This is a genomic window from Flavobacterium davisii, assembly GCF_042182265.1.
Taxonomy (GTDB): domain Bacteria; phylum Bacteroidota; class Bacteroidia; order Flavobacteriales; family Flavobacteriaceae; genus Flavobacterium; species Flavobacterium davisii.
The window spans coordinates 1,363,253-1,377,117 of record NZ_CP097869.1; the positions used below are offsets into that span (position 1 = coordinate 1,363,253).

A 13,865-nucleotide genomic window follows, 5' to 3' on the forward strand; every position below is an offset into this window, starting at 1 on the left:
AAGGATGTAGGTAAATTGTTTTGTTTGTGTGGTATCATCGTATATTTGTTTTTTAATAATAATAACCATTTATGGAAATATAACTAAGTCAAATATACTGTGTTTTCAATAAAAAAACAAATGTTTTGTTAAAAAAAATAACTTCACTTTGTTTTTTTTTGAATGGAAAAAGAAAAATGTATTGGTGAATAATAAAAAGGAGTTGTGGTTACTAGTGTTTTTTTAACTAGAATTTGGTATTAGACTTCATACGTGAGATGAATAGACAAAAAAGGAACAAAAAAAATCTTGTAGATAGGGAGCAAAAGCCGTAATCTAGTTGTAGTTTGTTACTTCGAATCAAGGGAGAAATTACATTGTTTAAGGTATGTGATTTCGCTTCTATTTTATAAATGACAAGATTATCAATTTTTAAAATAACTCAATTAAGCCGAAAAAAGACACTTCTTTAGATTCAAAGTCCTTATTTATTTCTAATACATGATTTTTGGTTAAAATATCCTCCGTCTTAAACGGAGGAATATTAATTCACTATCTATTGATATATAAATAACCTGCTTTTTCTTTGGTTACACCACTCTTATTTTCATATTTAAAAATATAATAATATGTTCCTTCTGGCAATTGTTCTGACTTTTCAATTGTAACTCTTCCCGATGATATGCCTCGGAATGCTCGATCGTTATTGTTATAACTTTTTACCTGATATACTAATACTCCCCAACGGTTGTAAACTTCTACAGAATTATTAGGAAACTTATCTACTCCGTCTATAAAGAATACATCGTTATCTCCATCTCCATTAGGAGTCATGTGGTTGTAAATAACAAACTCTTCATTGTTCGATGGATCAACTTTTACCGTTACTGTAGCAGTATCACAAATAGTGTTAAATGGTGTTAACAAACAAATTTTATAAGGTATAATATAAGTTCCAGAAGGTGTTCCAGAAGGGACTATTACGTTACCATTTAAATCAATGTATGGATTTTTTTGACCTGTCCAAGCAGTTGTTGTTAATGTTATGTTATTTAAATTAGCTTGATTTCCGTCAGCTAAATCGGATCCATTTCCATTATTTGTAAATATATTTCCTAATGTCTCTCCTTGGCTACCGTTTTGAGAAGAAAAGATGTCGTTTTGGGCATTAATAGTAGGAGTACCCACTACTACATCTGAATTAACATTGCTACAGTTTTTAGGGTTGTTAACTTCACAAATGGTGTAGTTAACGGTGTATGTTCCGGCAGGGGTGTTAGCTGGTATGGATACTGTTCCGTTTGGATTTACAATTAGCCCAGAGCCTATAGGAACTGTACTTGCCGTAATTTGAACATTACCAGGAGCCGTTCCTACTGTTACCAATGCTCCGTTAAGTGTATCATTGGCAGTCAGAGGAGCTGTTGTGCCTCCTGATAGACCGTTTATAGGGGTTGTTGTTTCTGTTATCGCTATAATTTGAGGAGTACCCACTACTACATCTGAATTAACATTGCTACAGTTTTTAGGGTTGTTAACTTCACAAATGGTGTAGTTAACGGTGTATGTTCCGGCAGGGGTGTTAGCTGGTATAGATACTGTTCCGTTTGGATTTACAATTAGCCCAGAGCCTATAGGAACTGTACTTGCCGTAATTTGAACATTACCAGGAGCCGTTCCTACTGTTACCAATGCTCCGTTAAGTGTATCATTGGCAGTCAGAGGAGCCGTTGTGCCTCCTGATAGACCGTTTATAGGGGTTGTTGTTTCTGTTATCGCTATAATTTGAGGAGTACCCACTACTACATCTGAATTAACATTGCTACAGTTTTTAGGGTTGTTAACTTCACAAATGGTGTAGTTAACGGTGTATGTTCCGGCAGGGGTGTTAGCTGGTATGGATACTGTTCCGTTTGGATTTACGATTAGCCCAGAGCCTATAGGAACTGTACTTGCCGTAATTTGAACATTACCAGGAGCCGTTCCTACTGTTACCAATGCTCCGTTAAGTGTATCATTGGCAGTCAGAGGAGCCGTTGTGCCTCCTGATAGACCGTTTATAGGGGTTGTTGTTTCTGTTATCGCTATAATTTGAGGAGTACCCACTACTACATCTGAATTAACATTGCTACAGTTTTTAGGGTTGTTAACTTCACAAATGGTGTAGTTAACGGTGTATGTTCCGGCAGGGGTGTTAGCTGGTATGGATACTGTTCCGTTTGGATTTACGATTAGCCCAGAGCCTATAGGAACTGTACTTGCCGTAATTTGAACATTACCAGGAGCCGTTCCTACTGTTACCAATGCTCCGTTAAGTGTATCATTGGCAGTCAGAGGAGCCGTTGTGCCTCCTGATAGACCGTTTATAGGGGTTGTTGTTTCTGTTATCGCTATAATTTGAGGAGTACCCACTACTACATCTGAATTAACATTGCTACAGTTTTTAGGGTTGTTAACTTCACAAATGGTGTAGTTAACGGTGTATGTTCCGGCAGGGGTGTTAGCTGGTATGGATACTGTTCCGTTTGGATTTACGATTAGCCCAGAGCCTATAGGAACTGTACTTGCCGTAATTTGAACATTACCAGGAGCCGTTCCTACTGTTACCAATGCTCCGTTAAGTGTATCATTGGCAGTCAGAGGAGCTGTTGTGCCTCCTGATAGACCGTTTATAGGGGTTGTTGTTTCATCTACTGCACATATTTGATTATATACTGTTATAGCAGATGATGAAGGTGAAATACAACCATTAGAATTAGTAACTGTGAAGGTATAAGTATTACCTGGATTTAGTCCTGTAAAATTTACACTAGTTCCGGTACCATTTAAAGTAAGGCCACTTGGTGATGCTATAATAGTCCATGGATCTGATGTTGATAAACCATTTAAAATAACACTTCCTGTTGAAGTGATACAGCTTGGTTGTGTAACAGCCCCCGCTAATGGTGCATTAGGCGTTACAGGTTGCGCATTGATAGTCACCTGCGCACTTACAGCAGAGGTACAGCCCACCGCATTGGTTTCCGTAAAAGTATAAGTCCCCGCATTGGCCGTAACAATCCCCGTTGGCGAGATATTCAAAACCGCAGGACTGAAAGTATAAAGACTAGTGGTATTGTAGCCCACAATTTGAAAACTACCCGAAGCATTAGTACAAGTAGGTTGTGTAACAGCCCCCGCTAATGGTGCATTAGGCGTTACAGGTTGCGCATTGATAGTCACCTGCGCACTTACAGCAGAGGTACAGCCCACCGCATTGGTTTCCGTAAAAGTATAAGTACCCGCATTGGCCGTAACAATCCCCGTTGGTGAGATATTCAAAACCGCAGGACTGAAAGTATAAAGACTAGTGGTATTGTAGCCCACAATTTGAAAACTACCCGAAGCATTAGAACAAGTAGGTTGTGTAACAGCCCCCGCTAATGGCGCATTAGGCGTTACAGGTTGCGCATTGATAGTCACCTGCGCACTTACAGCAGAGGTACAGCCCACCGCATTGGTTTCCGTAAAAGTATAAGTACCCGCATTGGCCGTAACAATCCCCGTTGGCGAGATATTCAAAACCGCAGAACTGAAAGTATAAAGACTAGTGGTATTGTAGCCCACAATTTGAAAACTACCCGAAGCATTAGAACAAGTAGGTTGTGTAACAGCCCCCGCTAATGGTGCATTAGGCGTTGCAGGTTGCGCATTGATAGTCACCTGCGCACTTACAGCAGAGGTACAGCCCACCGCATTGGTTTCCGTAAAAGTATAAGTCCCCGCATTGGCCGTAACAATCCCCGTTGGCGAGATATTCAAAACCGCAGGACTGAAAGTATAAAGACTAGTGGTATTGTAGCCCACAATTTGAAAACTACCCGAAGCATTAGTACAAGTAGGTTGTGTAACAGCCCCCGCTAATGGTGCATTAGGCGTTACAGGTTGCGCATTGATAGTCACCTGCGCACTTACAGCAGAGGTACAGCCCACCGCATTGGTTTCCGTAAAAGTATAAGTACCCGCATTGGCCGTAACAATCCCCGTTGGTGAGATATTCAAAACCGCAGGACTGAAAGTATAAAGACTAGTGGTATTGTAACCCACAATTTGAAAACTACCCGAAGCATTAGAACAAGTAGGTTGTGTAACAGCCCCCGCTAATGGCGCATTAGGCGTTGCAGGTTGCGCATTGATAGTCACCTGCGCACTTACAGCAGAGGTACAGCCCACCGCATTGGTTTCCTTAAAAGTATAAGTACCCGCATTGGCCGTAACAATCCCCGTTGGCGAGATATTCAAAACCGCAGGACTGAAAGTATAAAGACTAGTGGTATTGTAACCCACAATTTGAAAACTACCCGAAGCATTAGAACAAGTAGGTTGTGTAACAGCCCCCGCTAATGGCGCATTAGGCGTTACAGGTTGCGCATTGATAGTCACCTGCGCACTTACAGCAGAGGTACAGCCCACCGCATTGGTTTCCGTAAAAGTATAAGTCCCCGCATTGGCCGTAACAATCCCCGTTGGCGAGATATTCAAAACCGCAGGACTGAAAGTATAAAGACTAGTGGTATTGTAACCCACAATTTGAAAACTACCCGAAGCATTAGAACAAGTAGGTTGTGTAACAGCCCCCGCTAATGGCGCATTAGGCGTTGCAGGTTGCGCATTGATAGTCACCTGCGCACTTACAGCAGAGGTACAGCCCACCGCATTGGTTTCCGTAAAAGTATAAGTCCCCGCATTGGCCGTAACAATCCCCGTTGGCGAGATATTCAAAACCGCAGGACTGAAAGTATAAAGACTAGTGGTATTGTAGCCCACAATTTGAAAACTACCCGAAGCATTAGAACAAGTAGGTTGTGTAACAGCCCCCGCTAATGGCGCATTAGGCGTTGCAGGTTGCGCATTGATAGTCACCTGCGCACTTACAGCAGAGGTACAGCCCACCGCATTGGTTTCCGTAAAAGTATAAGTCCCCGCATTGGCCGTAACAATCCCCGTTGGCGAGATATTCAAAACCGCAGGACTGAAAGTATAAAGACTAGTGGTATTGTAGCCCACAATTTGAAAACTACCCGAAGCATTAGAACAAGTAGGTTGTGTAACAGCCCCCGCTAATGGCGCATTAGGCGTTACAGGTTGCGCATTGATAGTCACCTGCGCACTTACAGCAGAGGTACAGCCCACCGCATTGGTTTCCGTAAAAGTATAAGTACCCGCATTAGCCGTAACAATCCCCGTTGGCGAGATATTCAAAACCGCAGGACTGAAAGTATAAAGACTAGTGGTATTGTAGCCCACAATTTGAAAACTACCCGAAGCATTAGAACAAGTAGGTTGTGTAACAGCCCCCGCTAATGGCGCATTAGGCGTTACAGGTTGCGCATTGATAGTCACCTGCGCACTTACAGCAGAGGTACAGCCCACCGCATTGGTTTCCGTAAAAGTATAAGTCCCCGCATTGGCCGTAACAATCCCCGTTGGCGAGATATTCAAAACCGCAGGACTGAAAGTATAAAGACTAGTGGTATTGTAGCCCACAATTTGAAAACTACCCGAAGCATTAGAACAAGTAGGTTGTGTAACAGCCCCCGCTAATGGCGCATTAGGCGTTACAGGTTGCGCATTGATAGTCACCTGCGCACTTACAGCAGAGGTACAGCCCACCGCATTGGTTTCCGTAAAAGTATAAGTCCCCGCATTAGCCGTAACAATCCCCGTTGGCGAGATATTCAAAACCGCAGGACTGAAAGTATAAAGACTAGTGGTATTGTAACCCACAATTTGAAAACTACCCGAAGCATTAGAACAAGTAGGTTGTGTAACAGCCCCCGCTAATGGCGCATTAGGCGTTGCAGGTTGCGCATTGATAGTCACCTGCGCACTTACAGCAGAGGTACAGCCCACCGCATTGGTTTCCGTAAAAGTATAAGTCCCCGCATTGGCCGTAACAATCCCCGTTGGCGAGATATTCAAAACCGCAGGACTGAAAGTATAAAGACTAGTGGTATTGTAACCCACAATTTGAAAACTACCCGAAGCATTAGAACAAGTAGGTTGTGTAACAGCCCCCGCTAATGGCGCATTAGGCGTTACAGGTTGCGCATTGATAGTCACCTGCGCACTTACAGCAGAGGTACAGCCCACCGCATTGGTTTCCGTAAAAGTATAAGTCCCCGCATTGGCCGTAACAATCCCCGTTGGCGAGATATTCAAAACCGCAGGACTGAAAGTATAAAGACTAGTGGTATTGTAACCCACAATTTGAAAACTACCCGAAGCATTAGAACAAGTAGGTTGTGTAACAGCCCCCGCTAATGGCGCATTAGGCGTTACAGGTTGCGCATTGATAGTCACCTGCGCACTTACAGCAGAGGTACAGCCCACCGCATTGGTTTCCGTAAAAGTATAAGTCCCCGCATTGGCCGTAACAATCCCCGTTGGCGAGATATTCAAAACCGCAGGACTGAAAGTATAAAGACTAGTGGTATTGTAGCCCACAATTTGAAAACTACCCGAAGCATTAGAACAAGTAGGTTGTGTAACAGCCCCCGCTAATGGCGCATTAGGCGTTACAGGTTGCGCATTGATAGTCACCTGCGCACTTACAGCAGAGGTACAGCCCACCGCATTGGTTTCCGTAAAAGTATAAGTACCCGCATTGGCCGTAACAATCCCCGTTGGCGAGATATTCAAAACCGCAGGACTGAAAGTATAAAGACTAGTGGTATTGTAGCCCACAATTTGAAAACTACCCGAAGCATTAGTACAAGTAGGTTGTGTAACAGCCCCCGCTAATGGCGCATTAGGCGTTACAGGTTGCGCATTGATAGTCACCTGCGCACTTACAGCAGAGGTACAGCCCACCGCATTGGTTTCCGTAAAAGTATAAGTCCCCGCATTGGCCGTAACAATCCCCGTTGGCGAGATATTCAAAACCGCAGGACTGAAAGTATAAAGACTAGTGGTATTGTAGCCCACAATTTGAAAACTACCCGAAGCATTAGAACAAGTAGGTTGGGTAACAGCCCCCGCTAATGGCGCATTAGGCGTTGCAGGTTGCGCATTGATAGTCACCTGCGCACTTACAGCAGAGGTACAGCCCACCGCATTGGTTTCCGTAAAAGTATAAGTACCCGCATTGGCCGTAACAATCCCCGTTGGCGAGATATTCAAAACCGCAGGACTGAAAGTATAAAGACTAGTGGTATTGTAGCCCACAATTTGAAAACTACCCGAAGCATTAGAACAAGTAGGTTGTGTAACAGCCCCCGCTAATGGCGCATTAGGCGTTACAGGTTGCGCATTGATAGTCACCTGCGCACTTACAGCAGAGGTACAGCCCACCGCATTGGTTTCCGTAAAAGTATAAGTCCCCGCATTGGCCGTAACAATCCCCGTTGGCGAGATATTCAAAACCGCAGGACTGAAAGTATAAAGACTAGTGGTATTGTAACCCACAATTTGAAAACTACCCGAAGCATTAGAACAAGTAGGTTGTGTAACAGCCCCCGCTAATGGCGCATTAGGCGTTACAGGTTGCGCATTGATAGTCACCTGCGCACTTACAGCAGAGGTACAGCCCACCGCATTGGTTTCCGTAAAAGTATAAGTACCCGCATTGGCCGTAACAATCCCCGTTGGCGAGATATTCAAAACCGCAGGACTGAAAGTATAAAGACTAGTGGTATTGTAGCCCACAATTTGAAAACTACCCGAAGCATTAGAACAAGTAGGTTGTGTAACAGCCCCCGCTAATGGCGCATTAGGCGTTGCAGGTTGCGCATTGATAGTCACCTGCGCACTTACAGCAGAGGTACAGCCCACCGCATTGGTTTCCGTAAAAGTATAAGTACCCGCATTGGCCGTAACAATCCCCGTTGGCGAGATATTCAAAACCGCAGGACTGAAAGTATAAAGACTAGTGGTATTGTAACCCACAATTTGAAAACTACCCGAAGCATTAGTACAAGTAGGTTGGGTAACAGCCCCCGCTAATGGCGCATTAGGCGTTACAGGTTGCGCATTGATAGTCACCTGCGCACTTACAGCAGAGGTACAGCCCACCGCATTGGTTTCCGTAAAAGTATAAGTACCCGCATTGGCCGTAACAATCCCCGTTGGCGAGATATTCAAAACCGCAGGACTGAAAGTATAAAGACTAGTGGTATTGTAACCCACAATTTGAAAACTACCCGAAGCATTAGTACAAGTAGGTTGGGTAACAGCCCCCGCTAATGGCGCATTAGGCGTTACAGGTTGCGCATTGATAGTCACCTGCGCACTTACAGCAGAGGTACAGCTATTAGAATTAGTGACAGTAAAAGTATAGGTGTTATTTCCTGTTAGGCCACTAAAAATTGCATTAGTTCCAGAACCTGTTATGCTAGTGCCACCAGGTGAAGCTGTAACAGTCCATGTACCAGATGCAGGTAAATTGTTAAAACTAACACTTCCTGTAGAAACATTGCAACTAGGTTGTATTATATTTGATATAATAGGAGCTGTTGGTAATGGGTTGACTATTACATTCGTTGAATCTGATATAGTACAACCTCCAGGTGTTGTAACGACAAGTGTGTAGATACCATTATGGTTAGTGTTACTATTTGCAATTATTGGGTTTTGTTGATTTGATGTAAAACCATTTGGTCCAGTCCAGTTATAACTAAGCATCCCAGAAATAGAAGAGAAGATTATAGGTGAACCAACGCAGGAAGTAAGAGGGTTAGTAGTTAATGTTGTTTTTGTAATATTTACCCAATGATCTTCAACTTCTCCATCAGCAGCAAAACCAGAAGGAGAAAGGTTTGGTGTTGTTGATAGCCTTAATCTAGCATAATAGCTATTACCAGAAGTTAGTCCGCTTATTGGATTTAAAGGAACGCTTACGTTTCCATTTGTTCCTGAAGGAATTGATACGTTGGTGTTTTCATTATTGTCAAAAATACCATTTGAATTAGCATCTATCCATAAATTTAAATAAGCTACGCTAGCAGTAGTGTTTTTAACAAATACAGTTCCTGTACATGTAGACCAATTGATGTCTTGTATACCATCTTCATCATCGATTCCAGTAATGTCATCTGTGTTCGGAATATTGCCAGCTGTTACAGGATTATAAGAGCTTTCAACATCAATGTTGTTTCCCAGTACTAGGTTGGGACTGACAAAAGATCCTCGTTGTGTGTCAAGTACGTTAGTTGTTGTGCTTAAAATGTTTTGACTGGGAGAGGTAAAGGTTCCACCTTGTATTGAATTGTTTACTATATGAGTGGCTTTACCGTATGAATTAGGCGCATCCGAATAATCAAGATCTTCTATAAAACCGATACCAAAATGCTGACCTCCTCCTCCTTTAACTTGAGCATCTATATAGGGGACATCTTCAGCAATTAATATTGCATCTCCTCTACTATCGCCACTTCCAGGGTTTGTAACTCTAATGGTTCTTCCTGAATTTGATACATCGAGTCTGATAGATGAGTTAGTCCAGTTATCATTTCTGATGTATTTGTCTAAGTATCTTACAGTTCCTGATGGTACTGTAAGCTGATAATATTCATTTGTATTGGCTAAGGTTTCTGTTCCTCCTATGACAAAGGCGGCCACATTACCCGATATGCCATTTGGATAATTGGCTGTTATGGTAATTCTGAAAGTAGAAGTACAGGCATTGCATCCATTATTTATACCTACAATATTGCCTGCTCCAGTATTTCCTCCAATATTTCCATAACCACTTGGGAAGTTGTTTCCAAAATAATCATAAGAGTTACTAGATTTTGGTGTACCCGTAACGTTTGATATTGTGGCTTGATAAATAACTCCAGCAGCAGAAGTAAACGTTCTTGTAGATCCGTTAATGATTAAATCACCACTAGTGCCGTCTTTATTGAGATCCCAGTTTAACCAAAATATACGATCCTTGTAAAGACCGCTACCAGTTGTTGCTTTACCTGCGTCGGGAACTTGTGAAAAGGTTACATTGGTAAAAAGGCAATTTAAAAATAGTGATATAAAAGATATTAATATTTGAAAAAGAGGCGTTTTCATTTTTTATTATATTTTATATGGTAAATTTAGATGTTTTTTTTCTTTTTTTTCTATAGAAAAGCTTCTACGTGCTATTTTGAATAAAAATAAAGTCTTTTTTTTTAAGTTTATTTATATAAAAGGTTAATTTTTTTGGTTAAAATTAAAATGAATTAGATTTTTATACTTTTGAACTAAAACGTATCTTTGTCGCGATTTTAAATTTTTTTACTTTGAGTACTACTCATAAAATATCTTTATTGCTAAAAACTTTTTTGTTTGATTTTAAGGAAATTACAAAGGCAGGTTTGGCTGTTAGTGTGGTTTTTTCTTCCGTAGCTGGTTTTATGCTTGGGGTAGAGGAAATTAATCAGGCTACGATGATTACCCTCGTTATGTTAGCAATAGGAGGATATTGTATGGTAGGAGCGTCCAATGCTTATAATCAAATTATTGAAAAGGATTTGGATGCTTTGATGGATCGTACAAAAAATAGACCAATTCCGTCAGGAAGAATGAGTGTGAATAAAGCTTTTTTTATAGCCACTCTTTTAGCTGTTTTAGGTGTTGTTATTTTGTATAATATTAATGAGAAATCGGCGATGTTTGGTGCTATTTCTATTTTTTTATATACAAGTGTGTATACACCTATGAAGACAAAAACCCCTTTATCTGTTTTTGTGGGAGCTTTTCCAGGGGCAATTCCTTTTATGTTAGGTTGGGTTGCGGCTACAAATGAGTTTGGTATTGAGGCTGGAACATTGTTTTTAATTCAGTTTTTTTGGCAATTTCCTCATTTTTGGTCTATAGGTTGGTTTTTATTTGATGATTATAAAAAAGGTGGTTTTTTTATGTTGCCAACGGGAAATCGAGATAAATCAACAGCTATTCAGACGATTCTGTATACGATTTGGTTAGTGGTAGCTTCTGTTTTGCCTAGTTTTGGTTATACAGGACAGCTGTATTTGTCTAGTTTGTCAGCATTTTTTGTTTTAGCTATGGGGATTTGGATGTTGTTGTATGCTATTAGGTTGTATCAGCAGCAAACAGCAAAAGCGGCTAAGAGTTTAATGTTAGTGAGTGTAACGTATATCTCGCTATTGCAGATAGTGTATGTTTTAGATAAATTTTTAAGATAATGGAAATTATTATAGAAGAGGAAAAACAAAAACAAGTTCGTTCCTACAAATTGATTTTATTGTTTGGTATGCTTAGTATGTTTATGATGTTTGCAGGACTTACTAGTGCTTATTTGGTCAGTGCCTCTCGTAAAGATTGGGTACACGATATGATTTTACCTCCTGCTTTTACAATTAGTACCATTGTAATCATTATGAGTAGTATAACAATTCATTTGGCTAAATTATCTATACGTAAAAACAATCGTTCTAAAACTTCTATGTATTTAGGATTAACTTTGTTTTTAGGTTTGATGTTTGTTTTCTTTCAATTTGCTGGATTTAGTCAAATTATAAGGATGGGTTATTATTTTACAGGAAGTGAGAGTACTGTAACGACTTCTTTTTTGTATATGTTGACTTTATTGCATTTGGTTCATCTTTTTGCGGGTGTAATTTCGTTATTAATTATAATTTATAATCATTATAAACAAAAGTATAATTCTACTCAAACCGCTGGAATAGAGCTTGGTGCGATGTTTTGGCATTTTTTAGATTTTCTTTGGGTGTATTTGTTTCTGTTTTTATATTTCGTATAAAAAATAAAAAATGTAAATTTGACAACTTTTTAAAATGAATTCTATGGCAACGACAGTTACTACAAGTACTGAAGGTAAAGTTTGGGGCGGCGGAAACGAGCCTATGAAAGCAAGCTATGGTAAAATGATGATGTGGTTCTTCATCGTTTCGGATGCTTTAACTTTCTCTGGATTCCTTGCTTCTTACGGTTTTTCAAGATTTAAATTTATTGAAACTTGGCCTTTGGCCGATGAAGTGTTTACTCACTTCCCATTCATGCATGGAGTACCGGCTCCAATGTATTATGTAGCATTGATGACTTTTATCTTAATTTTTTCATCTGTAACTATGGTGTTGGCTGTTGATGCTGGTCACCAAATGAAAAAAGATAAAGTAGCAATCTATATGTTCCTTACTATTATTGGAGGTTTGATCTTCGTTGGTTCTCAAGCTTGGGAATGGAAGAACTTTATCAAAGGTGAGTATGGTGCTGTAGAAACTAAAGGAGGATCAATTTTACAATTTGTTGATAAAAATGGTAAACGCGTAGCTTTACATGAGTTTGCGCTCAATTTGCCAGAAGAGAGAACACAACATACGCGTAATCAAGGTTTATGGTTTGTTGGAGAGTCTCCGTTGACTTCTGTTTCTGTTACAGAGGTAGTAGAAGGATTTAAAGCAAATCCTGATTTGTTAATCCGTTCGGAAAAAGTTAATCAAGAAACGAAACAAAAAATTGTTTTAACTCGTGAAGAATCTTTAAAAAGATTAGAAGGAGCAAAATCGGTAGTTGAAGGAGCTAACATGGTGCAAAATGAATATGGAAATAAGTTATTTGCTGATTTCTTTTTCTTTATTACAGGATTTCACGGTTTCCACGTATTTTCAGGTGTGGTTATTAATATCATTATCTTCTTTAATGTACTTTTAGGTACTTATGAAAGAAGAGGTACTTATGAAATGGTTGAGAAGGTAGGTTTATACTGGCACTTTGTAGATTTAGTTTGGGTGTTTGTATTTACATTCTTCTACTTAGTATAATAAAAAAGGTAAGATTATGGGACACGCACACGAATCGAACGCGGGAAAAATTTGGAAAGTTTTCGGAATACTTTCTGTTATAACAATTATAGAAGTTGTTTTAGGTATTTACAAGCCTCATTCACTTTATTTTACAGCTATTTTAGGAACTAATTTACTTAATTGGATCTTCATTATCTTAACAGTAGCTAAGGCATACGGGATTATGTGGTCATTTATGCACCTTGAAGGAGAAGTTTCTTCTTTTCGTTGGTCTATAGTAGCGCCATTAGTATTCTTAATCATATATATAGTTTTTATCTTATTAATAGAGGCTAATTATGTATTTGAGGTGTTCAAAAATTCAACCATAAAGTGGAATTTTTAACAACATATTAATTCATAAAGAATCCCGATTTACGTCGGGATTTTTTTATTTTTGTAATCTCTCTAAATTATTTTGTATGAAGAAAAAAGTAATACTTATAATATTGTTGGTTTTACCAATTGTTATTTATCTGATTTTTGCTTCGGCTACTCATAATCAATTATTTTTACCTATTATTTCAAAGAATAATCTGGATTTACCCAAATGGGAATCATTAGATAAAAAATCTATAACATTGAAAAATAAAATAACAGTTATGGGGTTTTTAGGAAGTGATATTAAAAGTATTCAAGGGAATGCTTTTAATTTTAATCAAAAGATTTATGATAAGTATGTAGGGTTTAAAGATTTTCAAGTCGTTTTTTTAGCCGTTGATGGAAGTCAAAATCAAGTAAAAGAATTATTTGAAAAATTAAAGGGCTTTACAGAAAATATGTCTGCTTATCATGTAGTTTTTGCTTCTAAATCTCAAATTCAAGCATATTACGATTCTTTTAAGTTAAAGGGAAAATTAAATGAAGATTGTGCTACTTCAGAAGTGTTTATCTTAGATAAAGATATAAATCACAGAGGTCGTATAGGTAAAAATAAGGAAGGGGTAGAAGAATACCGAGAAAGTTATAATACTACTTCTGCTGCTGATTTACATAATGAAATGACAGATGATATAAAAATATTGTTACGTGAATATCGTTTGGCTCTTAAGAGGAATCAGAATAAAGAGAATTTTCGATTACATGAAAAAAAATAATATCACAAGA

General features: G+C 39.3%; 6 protein-coding genes. 5 read left to right on the forward strand and 1 reads right to left on the reverse strand.

Going from position 1 to position 13,865, the window contains the following annotated elements; all coding sequences use genetic code 11:
- Positions 1–531: 531 nt before the first annotated feature.
- Positions 532–10,020, reverse strand: coding sequence for a gliding motility-associated C-terminal domain-containing protein (locus tag NAB20_RS05700; protein WP_375605681.1), 9,489 nt, complete (start codon positions 10,018–10,020; stop codon positions 532–534).
- A 212-nt stretch (positions 10,021–10,232) separates the two neighbouring features.
- Between NAB20_RS05700 and cyoE the strand changes: the two genes are divergently transcribed.
- From cyoE to NAB20_RS05725, 5 genes are all read left to right on the forward strand, one after another.
- Complete coding sequence (gene cyoE / locus NAB20_RS05705) at positions 10,233–11,138, forward strand: heme o synthase (protein WP_164849122.1); 906 nt, start codon at positions 10,233–10,235, stop codon at positions 11,136–11,138.
- Positions 11,138–11,716 (forward strand): cytochrome c oxidase subunit 3, encoded by a 579-nt coding sequence (locus tag NAB20_RS05710; RefSeq protein ID WP_105195165.1) that lies wholly within the window; start codon positions 11,138–11,140, stop codon positions 11,714–11,716. The genes cyoE and NAB20_RS05710 overlap by 1 nt, the downstream gene beginning before the upstream one ends.
- A gap of 43 nt (positions 11,717–11,759) precedes the next feature.
- Positions 11,760–12,737: a cytochrome c oxidase subunit 3 gene (locus NAB20_RS05715; protein ID WP_105195172.1), complete on the forward strand. Its 978-nt coding sequence runs from the start codon at positions 11,760–11,762 to the stop codon at positions 12,735–12,737.
- Between the two features lie 16 nt (positions 12,738–12,753).
- A complete protein-coding gene (locus NAB20_RS05720) occupies positions 12,754–13,104 on the forward strand; it encodes a cytochrome C oxidase subunit IV family protein (RefSeq protein ID WP_088393005.1) in 351 nt (116 codons plus the stop codon).
- Between the two features lie 76 nt (positions 13,105–13,180).
- Positions 13,181–13,855 carry a hypothetical protein gene (locus NAB20_RS05725; protein ID WP_088393007.1) on the forward strand — a complete coding sequence of 225 codons (675 nt, stop codon included), beginning with the start codon at positions 13,181–13,183 and terminating at the stop codon, positions 13,853–13,855.
- Positions 13,856–13,865: the final 10 nt, after the last annotated feature.

Coding starts and splice junctions, on each gene's coding strand:
- NAB20_RS05700 (WP_375605681.1), bottom strand. CDS start 10,020: ATGAAAACGCCTCTTTTTCAAATATTAATATCTTTTATATCACTATTT.
- NAB20_RS05710 (WP_105195165.1), top strand. CDS start 11,138: ATGGAAATTATTATAGAAGAGGAAAAACAAAAACAAGTTCGTTCCTAC.
- NAB20_RS05715 (WP_105195172.1), top strand. CDS start 11,760: ATGGCAACGACAGTTACTACAAGTACTGAAGGTAAAGTTTGGGGCGGC.
- NAB20_RS05720 (WP_088393005.1), top strand. CDS start 12,754: ATGGGACACGCACACGAATCGAACGCGGGAAAAATTTGGAAAGTTTTC.
- NAB20_RS05725 (WP_088393007.1), top strand. CDS start 13,181: ATGAAGAAAAAAGTAATACTTATAATATTGTTGGTTTTACCAATTGTT.